General features: G+C 64.1%; 19 protein-coding genes and 1 pseudogene. 2 read left to right on the forward strand and 18 right to left on the reverse strand.

What is annotated here, in order from left to right; translation table 11 throughout:
• Window positions 1-29 precede the first annotated feature (29 nt).
• Genes ACSR87_RS17435 through ACSR87_RS17450 form a run of 4 tightly spaced genes read right to left on the reverse strand, consistent with a single transcriptional unit; the run spans window position 30 to window position 3,500 of the window.
• Window positions 30-440, reverse strand: coding sequence for a DUF7124 domain-containing protein (locus ACSR87_RS17435; RefSeq protein WP_498531475.1), 411 nt, complete (start codon window positions 438-440; stop codon window positions 30-32).
• A gap of 3 nt (window positions 441-443) precedes the next feature.
• A complete protein-coding gene (locus ACSR87_RS17440; protein ID WP_498531476.1) occupies window positions 444-2,168 on the reverse strand; it encodes a nucleoside recognition domain-containing protein in 1,725 nt (574 codons plus the stop codon).
• Window positions 2,161-2,346, reverse strand: coding sequence for a 30S ribosomal protein S14 (locus tag ACSR87_RS17445; protein ID WP_498531477.1), 186 nt, complete (start codon window positions 2,344-2,346; stop codon window positions 2,161-2,163). The genes ACSR87_RS17440 and ACSR87_RS17445 overlap by 8 nt, the downstream gene beginning before the upstream one ends.
• Before the next feature lie 2 nt (window positions 2,347-2,348).
• Window positions 2,349-3,500 (reverse strand): NAD(P)/FAD-dependent oxidoreductase, encoded by a 1,152-nt coding sequence (locus tag ACSR87_RS17450; RefSeq protein ID WP_498531478.1) that lies wholly within the window; start codon window positions 3,498-3,500, stop codon window positions 2,349-2,351.
• Window positions 3,501-3,561: 61 nt separating this feature from the next.
• Between ACSR87_RS17450 and ACSR87_RS17455 the strand changes: the two are divergent.
• Window positions 3,562-3,828: pseudogene (locus tag ACSR87_RS17455) on the forward strand (CobW family GTP-binding protein); the annotation flags it as partial.
• Between the two features lie 79 nt (window positions 3,829-3,907).
• On the opposite strand, the gene ACSR87_RS17460 reads toward ACSR87_RS17455, so the two are convergent.
• The 4 genes from ACSR87_RS17460 to ACSR87_RS17475 form a co-directional block, all read right to left on the reverse strand.
• Complete coding sequence (locus ACSR87_RS17460) at window positions 3,908-4,315, reverse strand: DUF7124 domain-containing protein (protein ID WP_498531479.1); 408 nt, start codon at window positions 4,313-4,315, stop codon at window positions 3,908-3,910.
• Between the two features lies 1 nt (window position 4,316).
• A complete protein-coding gene (locus ACSR87_RS17465) occupies window positions 4,317-5,609 on the reverse strand; it encodes an FAD/NAD(P)-binding protein (RefSeq protein WP_498531480.1) in 1,293 nt (430 codons plus the stop codon).
• Between the two features lie 64 nt (window positions 5,610-5,673).
• Window positions 5,674-5,901, reverse strand: coding sequence for a DUF7511 domain-containing protein (locus ACSR87_RS17470; protein ID WP_498531481.1), 228 nt, complete (start codon window positions 5,899-5,901; stop codon window positions 5,674-5,676).
• Window positions 5,898-6,164, reverse strand: a complete 267-nt coding sequence (locus ACSR87_RS17475; protein WP_498531482.1) for a hypothetical protein — start codon at window positions 6,162-6,164, stop codon at window positions 5,898-5,900. The genes ACSR87_RS17470 and ACSR87_RS17475 overlap by 4 nt, the downstream gene beginning before the upstream one ends.
• Window positions 6,165-6,610: 446 nt before the next feature.
• On the opposite strand from ACSR87_RS17475, the gene ACSR87_RS17480 reads away from it, so the two are divergent.
• The gene (locus tag ACSR87_RS17480) at window positions 6,611-7,288 is read left to right on the forward strand and encodes a class I SAM-dependent methyltransferase (protein WP_498531483.1); all 678 of its coding nucleotides are present in this window, start codon (window positions 6,611-6,613) and stop codon (window positions 7,286-7,288) included.
• 116 nt (window positions 7,289-7,404) lie between these two features.
• On the opposite strand, the gene ACSR87_RS17485 is transcribed toward ACSR87_RS17480, so the two are convergent.
• The 10 genes from ACSR87_RS17485 to ACSR87_RS17530 all read right to left on the reverse strand — a co-directional run bounded on the left by ACSR87_RS17485 (window position 7,405) and on the right by ACSR87_RS17530 (window position 17,664).
• Window positions 7,405-7,755: a hypothetical protein gene (locus ACSR87_RS17485; RefSeq protein WP_498531484.1), complete on the reverse strand. Its 351-nt coding sequence runs from the start codon at window positions 7,753-7,755 to the stop codon at window positions 7,405-7,407.
• Complete coding sequence (locus ACSR87_RS17490; RefSeq protein ID WP_498531485.1) at window positions 7,752-8,801, reverse strand: ABC transporter ATP-binding protein; 1,050 nt, start codon at window positions 8,799-8,801, stop codon at window positions 7,752-7,754. The genes ACSR87_RS17485 and ACSR87_RS17490 overlap by 4 nt, the downstream gene beginning before the upstream one ends.
• Window positions 8,798-9,895: an ABC transporter ATP-binding protein gene (locus tag ACSR87_RS17495; RefSeq protein ID WP_498531486.1), complete on the reverse strand. Its 1,098-nt coding sequence runs from the start codon at window positions 9,893-9,895 to the stop codon at window positions 8,798-8,800. The genes ACSR87_RS17490 and ACSR87_RS17495 overlap by 4 nt, the downstream gene beginning before the upstream one ends.
• Complete coding sequence (gene nikC, locus ACSR87_RS17500; protein ID WP_498531487.1) at window positions 9,892-10,788, reverse strand: nickel transporter permease; 897 nt, start codon at window positions 10,786-10,788, stop codon at window positions 9,892-9,894. Before nikC ends, ACSR87_RS17495 begins: the two co-directional genes overlap by 4 nt.
• Window positions 10,785-11,729, reverse strand: a complete 945-nt coding sequence (gene nikB / locus ACSR87_RS17505; protein WP_498531488.1) for a nickel ABC transporter permease — start codon at window positions 11,727-11,729, stop codon at window positions 10,785-10,787. The genes nikC and nikB overlap by 4 nt, the downstream gene beginning before the upstream one ends.
• A complete protein-coding gene (locus ACSR87_RS17510) occupies window positions 11,726-13,348 on the reverse strand; it encodes an ABC transporter substrate-binding protein (RefSeq protein ID WP_498531489.1) in 1,623 nt (540 codons plus the stop codon). Before ACSR87_RS17510 ends, nikB begins: the two co-directional genes overlap by 4 nt.
• Window positions 13,349-13,383: 35 nt before the next feature.
• Entirely contained in the window at window positions 13,384-14,115 is a 732-nt protein-coding gene (locus ACSR87_RS17515; protein WP_498531490.1) for a creatininase family protein, read from the reverse strand.
• Between the two features lie 449 nt (window positions 14,116-14,564).
• On the reverse strand, window positions 14,565-15,137 hold the full coding sequence (locus tag ACSR87_RS17520; RefSeq protein WP_498531491.1) for a MogA/MoaB family molybdenum cofactor biosynthesis protein: 573 nt from the start codon (window positions 15,135-15,137) through the stop codon (window positions 14,565-14,567).
• Window positions 15,134-16,447 carry a GTP-binding protein gene (locus ACSR87_RS17525; protein ID WP_498531492.1) on the reverse strand — a complete coding sequence of 438 codons (1,314 nt, stop codon included), beginning with the start codon at window positions 16,445-16,447 and terminating at the stop codon, window positions 15,134-15,136. Before ACSR87_RS17525 ends, ACSR87_RS17520 begins: the two co-directional genes overlap by 4 nt.
• Window positions 16,447-17,664, reverse strand: a complete 1,218-nt coding sequence (locus tag ACSR87_RS17530; RefSeq protein ID WP_498531493.1) for a GTP-binding protein — start codon at window positions 17,662-17,664, stop codon at window positions 16,447-16,449. Before ACSR87_RS17530 ends, ACSR87_RS17525 begins: the two co-directional genes overlap by 1 nt.
• Window positions 17,665-17,839 lie beyond the last annotated feature (175 nt).

Raw genomic sequence — 17,839 nt, forward strand, 5'->3', positions numbered from 1 at the left:
ATTGTACGAATACCGAAAGATACCAATTTTCATTCGTGTACTCTCAGGAGACCCGACAGCCAGGCGGACCATCGCTCCCGTCGTGTCGTGTTCGGACTCTCAAGCACCCAGCCAGCGGCAGTAGCAGCGGCTTCGAGACGGAGATACTCCCAGCGCTGGGAAGGGAGGTACGCCGGCCGATTCGAAGCGGTACCGACCAGCACGTACCTCCCCGTTTCGACCCGTGAAGAGAGCTCTCGAAAGCTCGATGCGGTCGGTCCCAGTTGGAAATCTCGGCGGATCAGGTGCGTAGCGCTGAACGCGTGAGCGGCCTCGGGGTTCGTCGAGAGAAGCCCGACGTATTGCGCCCATCGGCGAGCGTCGGCGACCACCGCCTGCGGGTCGCGAGTCCGCCGAAGCGCGGCCAGTTCGAACGCGAGCGTCATGTGTTCGTCGACCATCGGCTAGAAGAGGGCCGCACCACCCCACCCGATGAGGAGCGAGAAGCCCGCAGCGGCGGCGGCCTGACGGAGCAGCATTCGACCGGCGTATCTCGGTGAGAGCTCCCTCGCAACCGTAATCGCCGTGACCAGACAGGGGAGCAACACCCCCGCGAGGTAGACGGCCGTTAACACCTGTACGGGAGTCATCGCGGAGAGCGTCGCGCTGAGTCCGTCCGACTGCAGCAACAGCAGACCGTCCTTTCGAATCGACCCCAGCACGACGACGAGTGCCGTCTCACCGGGGAGGTTGAACAGCGCCATCACCGGCGAGAGGGTCGTGCCCATCGCGTCCAAGGTGCCGAGGTAGTCGAGGAGCGATGCGAGAACGACGATTCCGACGAAGACGGGAAGCGCCTTCAGGAAGAAGCTTCGGACCACGGTGCTGGCTTCTCGCCACACCGAGCGCGGACTCGGCCACTGGATGAACGCGCGGTTTTCGGCGGCGAGAGACGCCGTCCGCGCCCGTTCGGGCGCAATCAAACGAGCGTAGACGAGCGTCGTAGTGGCGAGAACACCGACGTAGGGGAGGACGAGCCACGGCATGTCGACCGCCGCGAACACGGCGAGGGTCGCCGGAAACTGGTAGGAACAGGCCGACCCGAATCCGATGGCCGAAACGGTCGTCCGGCGCGTGCAGTCCGAACACCCTCGGGTGCTGGTGACCGCCGGGACGTTGCACCCGAATCCCATGACCACGCGAACGAGGTCGCGACCGGTGAGGCCGACGTGTCGAAGGGAGGGGTGGAGCGACGCGGTAATCCGCGTGACGAGCCCGCTGTTCTTGTAGACCGCCATGAACAGCGCGAAGAGGAGAATCGTCGGACCGGCCCAGACGAACAGGAACGGTCCCATCGACAGCAGACCGTAATCGCCGCCCAACACCGCCGCGAGTGGACCCGGGAGGTCGCTCGTCCACCGGACCGCGGGGGCCAGCAGTGAGCGTACCCCCGGAGAGAGTTCCGCGGCGACGGCGTTCGCGAAGTGGACCGCGGCCGCGGCCGGCAACAGGAGCAACGCGATGCCGACGAGTGGCCCGGCGAGCGGGCGTTCGAGAACCGTCGCCGGCGGATCGAGATGAATGCCCGTCCGCCGGGTGACCTGCCCGGGGAACTCGTCGGCATCGCGGAGCGCGCTGACGAGGTGCGTCCGCTCGCGTCCGTCGACCGCCGACCCGCCGCCGTCGGTCGCGGCGCGGGAGACGTTTCGCGCGTCCACCGGAACGAGCGGCACCCCGAGGTCGTCGGCGAGCGCGTCCAGTTCGTCGCGAGCCTCGGCCTGGTTCTCGACTTTGTCCCAGAACGTCACGGCAATCGCGCCGACTTTTCCCTGCACCAGCGGCAGCAGGTCCCCGAGGTCGTCGTCGATGTTCGTCGCGCGAACGACGAGGAGCACCGTTTCGGTGTCTTCGACCGCGCTGATCGCCGTTCGAGTCGTTTGGGTGTCGGTCCCGAGCAGGATTCCGGGCGTGTCGACGAAGACGAACTCGTCCGACTCGTATCGCTCGACGTCGACGGTCGTTCCGCGGAAGTTGCCGGTCGTCGGTGTCGTTCCGGTCAGGCCGGCGACGAGTTCCGACTTGCCGACGCTCTCTTTGCCGACGACGACGACGGTTTCTCTCCGGTCGCTTCCCGTTCCGTCACGCCCCGCCGCGGGGCGACTGTCCGACCGGGGCCGTGTGTCAGTCATATTTTTTGAACCCCATGTTCGGCGCGAGTTCACGGAACGACTGCCGACAGAGCCAGATGTCGTACTTACTGACGAGGCCCTGCTCTCTGCCGGTCATCCGACACGCGTGTCGGTCGTCGTCTCGCGCGTCGTTCGGGCGCTCGGTTCGGCTGTCGGGTTGTGATGATTGTCGTGTCACGGTTAGCAGTCGCACATATCGGGTTCGCAGCAGGACGCGTCCTCGAGGAACATATTCTTCTCACGGTACTCGTCGAGGGGAGCGCGGTCGACACCGAGTCTCGCGGCGACTTCGTCGGCGACGACCGCGAACCGCTGTCTGAACTTGTAGATGAAGCAGAACTGTTGACCGTTGTGCGCGACCTGGGGGCCGACGAGGAACAGACCCGGCGTGTCCGTCGATTCGTCTCGGTCGGTCAGCCGAGGGTGGCCGTTATCGAACTCGAAATAGCTGTTCGCCGGGCCGAGGCCCGACTGAAACCCCGTCGCGAGAACGGGTCGGTTCCGCGTCGTGAGCGTCTCGCCGTTCGTACAGACGACGTCGAACGAGCCGTCGTCGCTGTCGACGCGTTCGACGCGGGCGCCGTCGGTGAGAGTGATCGGTCGGTCCCGTTCGAGCGCCTCTCGGAGGCGTTGGCTGGTGTACGGGGACAGGACTTCGCTCGGGTCTGGCCCGCGATACTGCCACGGACCCTCCTCGTCGAGGACGACTACCTCGCGGCCCAGCTCGGTGAGCGTGAGCGCCGCGTCGATGCCGCTTTCGTATCCGCCGACGACCGCGACCGGGTCGTCCACGCACTCGTCGGCGAACGCGTGCCACGAGTCGATTCGGGAGTTGTGGACGCAGTGAGCCGCGCCGGGGAACGGCTCGTCGTTCGGTCGGCCGAACTGTCCGGCCGCCCAGATGACGAACCGGCTCCGGACGACGCCGGCGGACGTGTCCAGAACGAACCCGTCGTCGTGGCGTTGGAGGGATTCGACATCCACGCCGGTCCGGACGGGAAGGGCGTGAAATTCGACGACCCCGCGGAGGTACTGCGCGTACTCCTCGCCGGTCGGGTGTTCGCAGTCGAGCGCGAACGCGGGTGACGTGTCCGTCGTGACGGCGTTCAGGTCTCGACAGCCGAAGCTGTTGCTTGGAAACGAGGGGGTGATGAACCGCATCTCCTCGGGCCACTGTCGAAACGACGCGCCGACCTCGTCTCGCTCCAGAATCGCGTAAGAGTCGAGGTCGAGGGCCTCGAGAACGACGCCGATACCGACGCCAGCGGCTCCTGCGCCGACGATTACCGCGTCGAGCGACTCGTCCGTTCGGGGGGTAGTTGGGGCCTCCATTAACAAGAGAATAATCTAGTTAGCTAATTATAAATAAGATACGGTCTAGAGTTAATAACAAATGAGTCGAAAGACGATTCCCGTTACCGTGCTGAGCGGCAACCTCGGCGTGGGGAAAACGACCGTGTTGAACAACCTCCTGAACACGCGAACGGACCTCGATATCGCGGTTCTCGTCAACGACATGGGCGAGGTGAACGTCGACGCCGACCGCGTCGCCGAGCACTCCGATATCTCGGAGGGCGACGAGGAGTTAATCGAGCTGTCGAACGGCTGTATCTGTTGTGAGCTCCGGGGCGACCTGCTCGACGCGCTCGCAAAGCTCGCGAACGACACGAGCCTCGCACCCCCGCTTCGGGAACGGGCCCAAGAAGCGCTCTAGGTCCGGGAGGGGAGCCGACCGCAGCTCACTCGAAGCGGGTTTTTTCGCGATAGGGCCACTCCTCGTCGGCGTCGATGGTCGACGTAAGCTGCCAATCCGCGGCTGCTGCGGCGTCCGTCACCGACTGGTACGTCCAGTCCGGAACCCGCGCGACGACCTCGCCGGTTTCGTCCGTGCCGACGAAGACGTACCGCGCCGTGTCGAAATGCGTTCGCACGCTCGTCAGCGCCTCCTCTATCGAGCGCGGCCCCGACAGGAACTCCTGTTCGTACCCGGCTTCCCGGACGCGCCGCCGTTCGATGAACGACGGTTCCGAGGAGACGATACCGAGGTGGCTCGTCCACCGCACGGCGTCTTCGAGCGCGCGGCTCGGTCGCGCGAGTTCGTCGAGCGCCCGCAACGAAATCGCGAGCGTGAGGTCGTTCGACGGCATCTCAGGACCGCCCCCGTGACGGCGGTGCGGCGGCCTTCGAATCCACACCGTCGCGCGAGTCGAGCAGGCGCTCCGCGGCTCGGCGAGCGCCGACGACGTTTCGGGCGAACGGGCCGACGCTCATCTCCGCGAGCGCGCCCGAGACGTACAGCGCCGAATCGGCGCCGTCGCTCCGCTGCCACGCGAGCGTCCGGTCGTCGAGGACGGGAAAGCCGTTCGCACCGCGTTCGAGCGACAGCGACTCGGCGAGCGCTCCGACGAGCGGGTGCTTCGGGGCGGAGTCGTGCCCCGTCGCGAGCACGACCTGTGCGTCCGTCTCGGTTGTACCGTCGTCGAACCGGAGGTGCAACCCGTCGCCAGACGCGCGTGCGCACTCGATTTCGCCGTGTCGAACGTCGAGAGCGCCGCAGTCACGGGCGTCTGCCAGTCGGCGCTCGACGTACGGCGGTATCGTCGCGTCGTGACGCGCGGCGCGAATCCGGTCGCAACGGGCCGCGGAGCCCGGCGGAAGCGAGTGAATCTCCTGTTCGATGTGCCGCCAGTTTATCCAGCGGGAGTCGGCTTCGGTCAGTTCGACTTCGAGGTCGTGACGCGAGAGGAGCGTCACGTCCGCGCCTTCCGACAGCCGACAGGCGAGCTGCGCCGCCGTGATACCGCCCCCGACGACGAACGTTCGGCCGTCGAACGCCGCGGCCGTCGTCGGGTCGAAGTCGTCGTCCCAGACGTGCGCGAGTCTCGCGCCGTCGGGGAGCGACGTCGCCCACGAGGGGACCGTCAGCTGACCGCCGAGCCCGACGGCCAAAACCACACGTCGAGCACGGAAGGTCCCGCGGCCCGTTTCCACGCGGAGCGGGCCCTGCGATTCGGGTCTTTCGATATTCGTCACTGCCGACTGGAAGTGACAGTCGTCGATACCGCGCCGGTCGATAACGTACCGGACGTGGTCGAGGAACAGGTCGAGCGTCGGTCGGTTCGGATAGTCCTCGGCCGGGACGAGTTCGTGTTCCCGGTGTGCACCCTCCGCGAACGAGTCGAGTGAGAACGGCTCGGTGTCGATGTGGTGGACGAACGTCGACCGAAGGGTCCGCATCCCGCACTTGCGGGCTTTCGTCTCGAACGACCCCAGTAACCGCTCGTGAGGGTCAATTAGGCACAGTTCCTCGTGGTCGTACCCGCCCTCGTCGAGGAGGTAGTTCGCCACGCAGGTCCCGTGAACGCCGCCGCCGACGATTACGTACTCGTACGGCCGGCTGGCGGGCGAAGCGCGGCGGACGCCGGGTTCGTCGACGTTCATTTTCGTTCGCCTCCGTGGACGTGGGTGGTCGGGGACGCGAACCGTTTTTGCGTCGCTGTCGTCGTCATCGGCAGTCGCTGAGGTCGACGAACGAGTCACCGTACGCCGTTATCCACGTGGTCGTCCGGTACGGAACCGCAACATCTGGTGGATAGAGCGTGCAGACCGGTCGGTCAGCCGAGCCGACGACGAGGGACATCAGTTCGGAGCGCGGCCGAGCGGACGAGCCGGGCTCGGCGTCTCCGAGCCACCTCGGTTCGGGGTCCGAGACGTCGGTTGGTCGGTCGGTCATGCTGTCTCAAAGACCCCCGGTAGCGTCTCGAACGGAGCGTTCTCCACGGCCTCGACGTCTCTTCGGTCGTCATTTTCCGACCCCGGACTCCGACCGGGAACCAGCATTGACAGGCGCTTCTCCGCGGTGCCGGTCTCTGCGGCGAGTGTTGTCATCCCCCAGTCTTCGGGAGAGACACGACCGTACCGGCGGCCTGGTTCCGAGGGGAAAGTTGTGGTGGTACGGAGACCACTCACAGCGAATCGCCGCGCGTACTGGAACATCTAGTATTAAAACTATATATAACTATAATAAAAACTGTGATTATGATTTTCATGATTAACAACTTTCGTGGGCCGACAGGTCGTGAATCGGCTAGTTCGTTTATAACAGGAACTGCGGACACAGGCTGGAGGGAAGGGAAGGGAAGGGAAGGGACAGAAGGGGAAGGAGAGGAGAGAGCGGAACACTCACCCGTCGATGGAACCGACTACTGCCGTATCGCTGAACGTCAACGACGCGTCGCATCCGCCATCCAGCGGCTCGCCGGAAAGGAAGAGACGAGCGCGACTAAAATGGCAAAACGGATAACTATAATAACACCGAGTATAATTTTAATAATGATGTCACCGAACGTCGAGAACGTAACGTGGTTACGCGGTCGCGCCGCGGACGCGCTGTGCTCGCAAACGGGGCGCGGTAGCGATGCCGACCGTGGGGGGAACCGGCCGTGAAGGAATCCGAACAGTCGCCCGAGGAAGTCAAAAAATCGGTCCAAGCCTACTGGAACGACAGAGCCGAGACGTACGATGACGACAGTCACCACGCGCTCCACAGCGAGGAGCAACGCGCGGCGTGGTTATCGGTGTTGCGTAGCTGGACCGGCGAGTCGCCCCAGCGCATACTCGATGTCGGCTGTGGCACCGGCGTGATTTCGTTGCTGTTGGCGGAGTTGGGTCACGAGGTCACGGGAGTCGATTACTCGGCCGGGATGCTCGAACAGGCCCGCGAGAAACGCCGGGAACGGGACCGTTCCATCGAGTTCCGCGTGGGAGACGCCGAATCGCTGAACGCGTCGGACGACGCCTACGACTTTGTGACGGCTCGACATCTCATCTGGACGCTCCCGACGCCACCACAGGCGATACGGGAGTGGTGCCGGGTCGTCCGCCCCGGCGGTCGTATCGTCCTCATCGAGGGCCACTGGGACTTTTCGGGTCCGTTCGATGGATACGAACAGATTCACGAAGACCTTCCACTGTACGACGGCCGTCCTCCCGAGGAGTTGGCGGAGCTGCTGAGAGAGCACGGTCTCGAAAACGTCACCCACGAACCCCTGATGGAACAAACGCTCTGGGGAGAAGTGCCGGAGTACGAGCAATACATTATCGGCGGAGACGTGCCCTGAAGGCCGTTCGATTCTAAGCTCCTGTTCGACTCAATCACCGTCGTGGCGGTTTCGTCGGCCGTCCCCGTAACCTATCGGAGTAGATGCGGGAGGAGCTGACGGCCGCCACGCAACTCTCACCGAGGTCGTACGTTCCGCACCCCGTGAGAGTACATCGTAGGATGAAGCGTGAAGTCCTCGATGCGGTTTCGAATCCCCGTGACGATCTCGCTGTGAGTTAACATCCCAAGCGGGGTATCGTCACGAACGAGTTCCTGAACCCAGTCGTAGATCCGTTTCCGTTCGTCGACGCCCGTCGTTCGCCGCCCCCGTTCGATCAGGTCGTCTACTTCCGAATCCTCGCACCCGGTGTAGTGTTGTGTGTCCTCGGAGTGGTAAAACGACATCGCCCGGTCCGGGTCCGGAACCCAGAAGAGTTCTCTCTCAGAGTACGGGCTGGAGGTCACGAATCGGATTGGTGAGGTCACCGTTCCCCGTCCATTCTGCGGTCGTTCGTCCGGGAACCGTCTGAGATTTGGCCGGCGTAGTGGCACCGCGATCGGACATCGCGGACCCGTTCGAACCCGGGGTGATGTCGTTCACACTGCTCATCCGCGTACGAACACCGGGGGTGAAACGGGCAGCCGGTCGGTCGGTTTGACGGGACCGGCGGGGAACCCGGCAAGGGCTCCGGCGGCGGGTCGGCCGGGTCGTCGCTCGGAATCGCGCGCAGTAGCGCTTCCGTGTAGGGGTGGCTCGGCCGGTCGAAGACGTCCGGTGCGGGCCCGCGTTCGACGAGCTCTCCGGCGTACATCACCGCCAGTCGGTCGGCGAGATACCGGACGACATCGAGGTCGTGAGAGATGAACAGATATCCGACCTCGTGTCGGCGCTGGAGGTCCGCGAGCAGGTCGAGAATGGTGGCCTGAGTGGCTACGTCGAGTCCGGAAACGGGCTCGTCGAGCACCACGAGATCAGGGTCGTGAGCGAGTGCACGTGCGATACCGACGCGCTGGAGCTGTCCGCCCGAGAGCTCGCTCGGATACCGTTCTCCGACCTGTGGGTCGAGACGAACCTGCGCTAACAGGTCTTCGACGCGGTCGACCGTCGCGTCGGGGTGCTGCTCGTGGCCGAACGACTCTGCGAGAGACCGCTGAATCGACCACCTGGAGTCGAAGCTTTCGCGGACATTCTGGAACACGACGCCGACGCGGCGGAGCTGCCCGTCGGTCCGGGTCGTGTAGCCACCGACGGGGTCGCCATCGAGTAGGACGGTTCCACGGTTCGGTGTCAACAGTCCGGTGACGAGCTTCGCGAGCGTCGACTTGCCGCAGCCGCTTTCCCCGACGATTCCCACGGTTTCTCCCCGGAGGACCGAAAGTGAGACTCCGCACACAGCTTTCGCAGGCTTCGGGTCGTCAAGCAGTCGGTCGAGGACCGACCGAGCCGTCTCGAACTCCTTTTCGACGTTCCGTAGTTCGACGACCGGCACGTCGCGTTGCCGACCGAGGCTGCTCGTGGTGGGCGCGTTCACTCGTCGTCACCGCCGTCGGGAGCGACCCTGTTCCCGTTCACACGACCGCCGGTGGCGGTCGGTCCTTCCCGAGACTGCACGGGCGTCTCGATGCAGGCCACGCGGTGGCCGGGGGCGTGTTCGATGACCGGGATATCCCCGCTTCGGCAGTCGGTGGTCGCGAGATCACAGCGGTCCGCGAACGGACAGCCGTCGTGACCGCCGATAACGTCAGGCGGGCTTCCGGCGGGCGTCCTGACTCGGTCGCCACGGTCGAGGGTCCGCGGTGAGCACTCGAGGAGTGCTCGGGTGTAGGGGTGCTTCGGCTCGGTCAACACGTCCTCGACCGGTCCGGCCTCCATCACCCGCCCGCCGTACATGACGACAACCTTGTCGCAGGTCTGAGCGATGACGCCGATGTCGTGAGATATCAGGAGGACGCCCAAGTCTCGTTGGTCACGGAGTCTCCGTATCTGTCGCAGTATTCCCGCTTGCGTCGTCGTGTCCAGTGCCGTCGTCGGCTCGTCTGCGATCAGGAGGTCGGGGTCGCTGGCCACCGCCACGGCGAGCATCGCCCGCTGGCGCATCCCGCCGGAGAACTCGTGGGGATACTCGTTCGCGCTCCCGGTCGGATCCGGAATCGCGACCTGTTCCATCAACTCGACTGCGCGCTCCTCGGCCCGTTTCCACGCGGTGCGGTTTCGGAACGGCGGGACGCCCAGAAAATCGAGGAGCCCCTGTGAGTGGTCCTCGTCGTGGATTCGAACCGCCTCGGCGATCTGTTCCCCGACGGGGAACACCGGGTTCAGCGTCTCGTGGGGGTCCTGAAACACGATGGAGACGTCTTCGCCGCGAACGCGACGAAGCGTCGCCTCGTCGGCATCGGTCAGGTCCCGCCCGTCGAAGTTGATCCGTCCCGAGACGATTTGCCCCGGGTCTTCCAGTCGGACGAGCGACCGGGCGGTGACCGACTTGCCGCTCCCGCTTTCGCCGACGAGGCCGACGATTTCGCCGCGGTCCACGCCGAAGGAGGCCCCGTCGACGGCGTGGACTGTACCCTGGTCTGAGTCGAAGTGCGTGTGCAGGTCCTCGACGCGGAGGAGTTCGTTCGTCATAGTTGCTCGATGTGGGCCGACTGCGTCGGCGAGAGCACGACTCTGAGCCCGTCACCGAGGAGATTGAACCCGAAGACGGTGAGCATGATCAGAACGCCGGGTGCGTTCACCAGCCACCAGGCGGTCCGCAGATGGTTCCGACCCGACGCGAGCATCGTCCCCCACTCGGGCGTCGGCGGCTGCGCGCCCAGCCCGAGAAAGGAGAGGCCCGCCGTTCCCAAGATGACGCCGCCGACATCAAGCGTCGCCAGCACGACCACCGGTGCGACGACGTTCGGAATCAGGTGTCGGCCGAGCACGTGAGCGCGCGAGCGGCCGAGAAGCCGCGACGCGGTCACGAACTCTCGCTCTCGAACCGACAGGACGCTGCTCCTGACCAGTCGGGCGTAGGAAGCCCAGCCGACGACCGCGAGTGCGACCATCACGTTCGTGAGGCTCGGTCCGAGAATACCGGCGATCACGAGCGCGAGGACGATACCCGGGAACGCCAACAGCGTGTCGACGAGTCGCATCAACGCCTCGTCGACCCAGCCACCGACGTATCCGGCGACGAGTCCGACCGCGGTCCCGAGAGAGAGCCGCACGGCCGTCACGGCGATGGCGATACCCAGCGAGAGACGGGCCCCGTGGAGCAGCCGGGTGAGCACGTCGCGCCCGAGTTGGTCGGTTCCGAGCGGATGCGCGAGCGATGGGGCCTCCAGCCTGTGTGAGAGCGCCTGTGCGGTCGGGTCGTACGGTGAGACGATCGGGCCGAACACCGCGAGCGCGAACAGGGCGCACACGAGACCGGAACCGAGCTGCGTGAGCCGTGTCGTCGTCAGGGCCTCGTACCACCGTCGCCAGCGAGCGTCGGCAGGTCGGTGGGAAGTTCCGTTCGCGACGTCTTCGCTCACGCCGGCTCACCCCTGCGGTCGATTCGCGGGTCGAGATAGCGGTAGGTCAGATCGACCGCCAAGTTGGTCAGAACGAAAATGACGCCCACGAGAAGGGTCGCTCCCTGAATCACCGGATAATCCCGCGCGAAGATCGCGTCGACGAGTAACGTTCCCAGTCCCGGTCGCTGGAACACGGCTTCGACGACGACCGCCCCGTTCAGGACGTAACTGAGCTGTAGCCCGGCTATCGTCACGACGGGGACGAGCGCGTTCCGTAAGGCGTGTTTGTAGACGACGATCCGCTCGCGCAGACCCTTCGAACGGGCGGTCCGGATGTAGGGCGCGTCGAGAACGTCCAGCATCGTCGTTCGGACCAACCGGGCGATGACCGCGGACATACCCGACCCGAGCGTTACCGCCGGAAGGACGAGGTGGTCGAGACCGCCGGAGCCCGCGACCGGGAACAGGTCGAGCCAGAGGGCCGCGACGATGATGAGCAGGTAGCCGAGCCAGAAGTTCGGCATGGAGACGCCGACGAGTGCGCCGAACTGGGCCGCGTAGTCGATTCGACCGCCCGGATTCACCGCGCTCGCCACGCCGGCGGGTACCGCGATAGCGATCGCGATGACCATCGACGCGGCGGCGAGTTCTATCGTGTTAGGCAGACGTTGGACGAGCATCGACGCCACGGTTTGCTCGGAGCTGTACGACTGCCCGAGGTCGCCACCCAGCACGTCGGTCGCCCAGTCCGCGTATCTGATCGGGAACGGTTCGTTCAGGCCGTGTTGCGCTCGGAACGCCGCCACCGCCTCCTCGGACGGTTGATGCCCCGTCTGTTCGACGAGCACGGCCACGGCGGGGTCTCCCGGCGTGAGGGCGGTCATACTGAACGTGAGGACCGACACGCCGACGAGAACCAGCATCGTCGTCCCGAGTCGTTTCAGCAGGTATCGACTCATTTTCCTGATCTCGGACCGTTCTGAAGCGGGATGTCCGGCGAGCGATGCCGTGCATTCGCCGTATCGGTCGCACGGGCGTTTCCGTCCGCGCCGAACTCGATATTTTCCAGGTGATAGCACGTCTCCGTCGGCAGCGGCTTGTATCCCGTAACGTCGGTGTCCACCCCGACGACGTTCGTGACGTAGGTCAACCAGCCGATGGGAACGTCGCGTTGGACGATCGACTGCACTTCGTCGTAGCGGCGCTTTCGCTCCGCGGTGTCCGTAATCTCCCTCGCTTCCGCGAGCAGTTCGTCGACTCGATCGTTCGCGTAGCCGCTGAACATCGTCGCATCTTCGGAGTGAACGAAGTCCGTGAGTCGGTCCGGGTCTGGATACCACAGAAGCGAGTTCGACCACATGACGAGGTCGAACGCCTCGCTGTTGGCGCGCTCCTCGATGGTTCCGTAATCCATCACTCGGAGGCTGACATCGAAGCCGATCTGCGACAACTGCGCTTGAACGGCCTCGGAGACGATGGGCAACGCCCGCGCGTCGTACGTCCAGAGGTCGATTTCCAACGGCTCACCGTCCTTCTCTCGCGCGTCCCCACCCGGCTCCCATCCCGCGTCAGTGAGTAACTGCCTCGCAGTCTGGGGGTCGTACGGGTACGGTTCGAGGTCGGTGTTGGCCCAGTCGGTGACTTCCGGTGGGAAGGGGCCGACAGCGGCCGGCCCGAGACCGTTCAGCACGCTCTCGACGATCTGTTCCTGATCGATTGCGTGCATCACCGCGCGGCGTACGTTTCGATCGTCGAACGGAGACGACGTCGTGTCGTACACGAGGTAGCGAGACCGAGGAACCGCGTAGGTGACCGGGTCTACGTTAGGTCGGTCGTTCAAGGTCGAAATTGCCGACCCGGAAAAGGCTCGTGCCATCTCGAGTTCGGCGTTTTCGAGCTTCAAGAGTCGCGTCTGGTCGTCCGGCACGCTCTCGTAGACGAGGGTGTCGATGGCCGGCGTCTGACCGCGGTACGATGGGTTCGACACGGCGGTGATTCGCTCGCCTGGCTTCCACGAGTCGAACTGGAACGGCCCCGTTCCGACCGGCGCGGTGACGTTGCCGTCGTCGTCGTACGAACTCTCCGCGATGATGCTGGTCGGGGCGCGGGTGAGATGTGCTGGAAGCGGTGCGAACGGGGTGCTCGTTCCGATCTCGACGACGCGTTCGCCGCCGCCGGAGACGGACTCGACCGGGAGGCTCGCCAACGAATCCGATTCGAAGCTCCGCCGGAGGGAGGCGACGACCGCATCGACGGTCAGCGGCGTTCCGTCGTGGAACGAAACGCCCTCCTTGAGGGTGAACTTCCACGTCAGATTGTCGTCGCTCGTGGTCCACTCGGAGGCCAACCCCGGTTTGACCGATGCGTCGTACCCCGCGGTCGTGAGCGGTTCGATGACGTTCAGCTTTCGGAACATCCACCCTTTGACGAGCGGGTCGAGAGAGTCTGGATTCCACGGCGTCCCGACACGAAACGTCGTCTCCCGTTCCGTCTGCTCCGAGGAGGAGGTCCGCTCACCGTCCTGCGAGATGCCGCTGCAACCCGCGAGTCCGATGAGGCCCGCCGTCGCTCCCTTCAATGCGTCTCGTCGACTGAGTCTGCGGTTTCGTAGCGTTAGCATTCTTCGCGGTCCTCGCTTCTCTGCCGGCCGGTCGAAGGCGCGTTTTGATCTCCGAGCCATGCGATGAGTTCCAGTAGCTCACCGACGGCCGTCTCGAACACGTCCCGGCCGGTTTCGGCGGTCGCGGCCGTCGGGTCTCCGACGACGCCGTTCTCGCTGAACTCGTCGGTGTACGTTGCGACTTGTGCGCCGTGGACCCACTCGCCCCAGCTATCGGCGTCGCCCGGCTGTGGCGCGCCGACGTGTTCGGGGACCAAGTGTTGCAGCACACTCGTCTCGATCTCTCCCGCGTGCTGTACGTCCACGTCGACAGCCTTCATCCACTCCCAGTACTGTGCATCGAGCGTGGTCTCGTCCGAGAGGCGTCGGCAAACGTGCTTGAGCGGCTCTCGGTTTCCGCCGTGTCCGTTGACTATCAGGACAGTTTCGACGCCCCACGCGTCCACGCATTCCAACAGGTGGAACACGTACGCCCGAAACACGTCCGGAGGGACGTGAAGCGTCCCCGGGAAATGGCGGTGATACGGCGCGACACCGATGTGTACTGGCGGTAGTTTCAACGCTTCGGCGCGTTCGACGGCGGCGTCAGCGATTGCATCTGCGACAAGCACGTCGGTTCCGAGCGGGGCGTGCGGCCCGTGCTGTTCGATGCTCCCGACGGGGAGGAGGCAGACATCAGCGTCGGACCCCTCCACATCGACCCACGTCTGTTCCGTGAGGTTCACGAACGACCACTCCGCGTCATCCAGTCGGCTGCCGCGTAGCAGGGGACAACGCCGTTGTGCAGTTCCACCCCTGTGAGGATGCCAGGAGACGCAATCGTGGGCGGAGTCCCTTCTCCGCCACGACATCCTGTAACGGCTCCCGTAGCCCCGGCTGCGGGGTCAGTATGCGACTTCTGTCTCGAACATCGACCGGGCATGAATAATAATTTATAAGCTGTATATAATAACTCTTACTAAATTAGGAATACTTTTTCATAATTTGGCGTGGAGGGAGTACTAAAACACCCGCTGTGGAGTCCGGCAGACTGCTGCCTTAAGCGTCTCTCCGGCACGAGTTACGAACTCTATACAATTCTAATAGTTCTTTCTAAACTCTATTTGTTTTCTAGATGTGTCGACGAGAGGGAGTTATCGAGCGACCAGAGTGGTCGCCAAAAGTCACTCAGTTCTCATCGGTGTGTGTGTCGGGTCGCGAGTCCGGCGAGATGCGGTGCTTCCGTAGAGATTATTTCGGTGGTTGCGAGCCGAACGGCGTTTTCACTTCCGGGCAGTACGAACACGGGGACGCCGCGGGTGATACCCGCGGTTGCACGGGTTGAGACGATGCGCGTTCGAACCTCTCCCCACGAGAGCCACCGGAACGCCTCGCCGAACCCCGGCAGTTCGCGGTCGAAGAGATCGCCGACTGCGTCCGGTGTGACGTCGTCGACAGTGACCCCCGTTCCGCCCGTGGTAATGAGGATATCGACGTCGGATCGCTCCAGACACTCGCTCACGGTCGTCTTGATTCGGACGTAGTCGTCCGGGACCGTCCGACGCGCCGTGATGACGTGACCCGCTTCGGCAAGGATACTGGCGATGGCATCGCCACTAGGGTCTGAGAGGTCCTTTTCCACGTCAGTCCCCCGGGATGACGACACCGTCACGATGGCGACGCCGAGCGGGTCGATACAGTCGTGGCCGTCGGCGTCGGTCGTCCGTCGCGACTCTATCGGTGGGAGTTCACGACTGGCACCGTTCATTGCTCCCCACCAAGGATGAGCCGCTGTTCGGTCGGGGGCTTCGAATACGACCGCTGGCCCGGGAAGCGGTTCTCGAAGGCGCTCCAGTCGGCGTCCATCTCCTCGTCGGTGAGGAGACAGTCGTCGAGTTCGTCGGCGATACCGATCGAGTCCATTCCGGCACCGATGAAGACGAACTTCACTTCGCGGTCACCCCACCGGTCGTCCCACTGGAGTCCCGGATGCGACTCGCGGTACGACTCCTGCCGAGATTCGGAGAGCGTAGCCGCCCATCGACCGTTGACCTCAACGTGGATCTGTGCGCCCGCTTGGCTCAGGTTGAGGGCGTAGCGGTCGCGTCCGGCAACCCACATGTGGCCTTTCGCCCGGACGACGGAATCGGGGAACGAGCGGAGCCATTCGTGGAACCGCTCGGGGTGGAACGGTCGGTGACGCTCGTAGACGAACGACTCGACGCCGAACTCCTCTGGTGGGTGGAGGTGGTCGTGGTCGTCACCATGGTCGTGGTCGTGATCCTCGCCGTGCCCATGGTCTGTGTCCGTCCCGTTATCGTCGTGCTCGTGCGGCTCAGCGTCCGTATCGTCCTCGTGGTCGGTTGAGATGACCTGTTTCCACCGGGCGGCGTTGCTCGCCTCGTCCTTGTCGAACTTCCCGGTTCCGAGGATTCGATCCGGGTCAACAGCGCTTTCGGTCGTCCGGACGATGTCGACTCCGGGGTGGAGTGTTCGGATGACGCGTTCGACCGCCTCGCGCTCCTCGTCAGAGACGAGGTCGCACTTGTTGAGGACGAGGACGTCGCAGAACTCGACCTGCTCGGCGAGCAGATCCGAAAGCGGTCGGGTGTCGTCGTCGCTCGACGTGAGCGTCTCCCCGAGGACGAACGCCCGGTGGAACTGGTGGGCGTCAACCACGGTAACGGTCGTGTCGAGGTCGTACAGCGCAGAAGCCCGCGCGGGAGAGACGAATCGTCGCGCAATCGGGACCGGGTCGCTGATTCCCGAGGCTTCGATGACGAGGTAATCGAACTCCTCGTCGAACGCGAGACGGCGGAGCTCTTGATCCAGTTCGTCTTGGAGCCCACAGCAGATGCACCCGTTCGAGAGCTCCGTGACGCCGCCGTCGTCCATCGAGAGGTCGGTTCCGCTCTCGATGAGGTCGGCGTCGATATTCACCTCGCCGACGTCGTTGACGAGGACAGCAATATCGTACTGTTCTCCGCCAACGGTGAGGAGGTGGTTGAGCAAGGTGGTCTTGCCGGCCCCGAGGCCGCCGCTCAGAACCGTGACTGGGGGTTGGTTGTCGAGGCTCATCAGTCGTCGGCCAACGCCAGTTCGCGCTGCTCATCAGACCCGAACGGGTCCGGGTACGTGCCCCAATCCTCGTCCATTTCGGCGTCCGTGAGGAGACAGTCGTTCAGCCGTTCGACCAGTGATTCCTGCTCGAACTCCCGACCGATGAACACGAGTTGGACCCCGCGGTCACCCCATTTGTCGTCCCAGTCCGCCTTGATACCCGGCCGGGCGGCGAAGTATCGCTGCCGTTGGGCCTTCGGGAGCGTGGCGATCCACGTTCCTTTCGGGCCGGCACGGACAGACTGGCCCGCCTTGTCGAGGCCCATAGCGATGTCTTCGCGACCCGCCGACCAGAAAAAGCCCTTCGCGCGGACGACACCGTCGGGGAGGCCGGCGAAGAGGTCGGCGACTCGCTCGGGGTGGAACGGTCGGTCCGCGTCGAAGACGAACGAGGTGACGCCGTGTTCCTCGGCGGCGGCATCGTGATGGTGGCCCTCCTGTAGTTCGCGCTTCCATCCGGCCGACTGGCTGGCGCGGTTGAAGTCGAACCGCCCCGTGTTCAGGATTTCTTCGGGGGCGACGGTGCCGTGTTCCGTTCGGATGAGCTCCGCCCACGGCTGGAGGGTTTTCAGAACAGCCTCGATCTGCTCCAGTTCGTCATCGGGTACGAGGTCGCACTTGTTCAGAAGAAGCACGTCACAGAACTCGATTTGATCCATGAGCGCTTCTTCGGGGACGCGATTGCCCTGCGGTTCGATGGAGTCGTCAGTAAGTGCCTGTCCCGAATCGAAGCCCCGCCAGAAGCTGTGCGCATCGACGACGCTCACCATCGTATCGAGTTCGTACACGCCCGTGGGGTCGAACTCCGCGTCTTCGAAGCCGCGGGCGAACGTCTGGGCGACCGGAATCGGCTCGCTGATTCCGGACGACTCGACGAGGAGGTAGTCGAAGTCTCGTTCTTCGGCTAATCGCCCCACTGCATCGAGCATGTCTCCGCGGAGCCGGCAGCAGATACAGCCGTTTGATAGCTCGATGATCTCCTCGTCGCTTTGAGTGAGTTCTGATTCCTGCTCGACAAGCTCGGCGTCGATATTTACCTCACCCATGTCGTTGACGAGCACTGCGGCGTTCAAGTCCCGTTCGCTACCGAGGAGGTGGTTCAACGTCGTCGTCTTTCCGGCGCCGAGACTGCCGCTCAGGATCGTCACCGGAATCGGGTCGTTGTTGACCGACATACGAAAGTTATGAAGCTACTACACTAAAATACTAATTATTATCCTCTAACTGCTGATCTAATATCAATAATTAATAATATCTAAGTGTATTTTAGTATATAGGCGTTACTCGACCGTATCGGCGAGCTCGCCGACGAACACGAGTACAGCGGTCGGAGCGAGGTCGTGCACGGAG

Source organism: Haloferax sp. SDI50, assembly GCF_059802635.1.

What these genes read in the sequence shown, in the direction of transcription:
- ACSR87_RS17470 (WP_498531481.1), bottom strand. Translation starts at nt 5,901, where the DNA reads ATGACCGACCGACCAACCGACGTCTCGGACCCCGAACCGAGGTGGCTC.
- ACSR87_RS17435 (WP_498531475.1), bottom strand. Translation starts at nt 440, where the DNA reads ATGGTCGACGAACACATGACGCTCGCGTTCGAACTGGCCGCGCTTCGG.
- ACSR87_RS17450 (WP_498531478.1), bottom strand. Translation starts at nt 3,500, where the DNA reads ATGGAGGCCCCAACTACCCCCCGAACGGACGAGTCGCTCGACGCGGTA.
- ACSR87_RS17465 (WP_498531480.1), bottom strand. Translation starts at nt 5,609, where the DNA reads ATGAACGTCGACGAACCCGGCGTCCGCCGCGCTTCGCCCGCCAGCCGG.
- ACSR87_RS17475 (WP_498531482.1), bottom strand. Translation starts at nt 6,164, where the DNA reads ATGTTCCAGTACGCGCGGCGATTCGCTGTGAGTGGTCTCCGTACCACC.
- ACSR87_RS17525 (WP_498531492.1), bottom strand. Translation starts at nt 16,447, where the DNA reads ATGAGCCTCGACAACCAACCCCCAGTCACGGTTCTGAGCGGCGGCCTC.
- ACSR87_RS17495 (WP_498531486.1), bottom strand. Translation starts at nt 9,895, where the DNA reads ATGACGAACGAACTCCTCCGCGTCGAGGACCTGCACACGCACTTCGAC.
- ACSR87_RS17460 (WP_498531479.1), bottom strand. Translation starts at nt 4,315, where the DNA reads ATGCCGTCGAACGACCTCACGCTCGCGATTTCGTTGCGGGCGCTCGAC.
- nikB (WP_498531488.1), bottom strand. Translation starts at nt 11,729, where the DNA reads ATGAGTCGATACCTGCTGAAACGACTCGGGACGACGATGCTGGTTCTC.
- ACSR87_RS17520 (WP_498531491.1), bottom strand. Translation starts at nt 15,137, where the DNA reads ATGAACGGTGCCAGTCGTGAACTCCCACCGATAGAGTCGCGACGGACG.
- ACSR87_RS17530 (WP_498531493.1), bottom strand. Translation starts at nt 17,664, where the DNA reads ATGTCGGTCAACAACGACCCGATTCCGGTGACGATCCTGAGCGGCAGT.
- ACSR87_RS17440 (WP_498531476.1), bottom strand. Translation starts at nt 2,168, where the DNA reads ATGACTGACACACGGCCCCGGTCGGACAGTCGCCCCGCGGCGGGGCGT.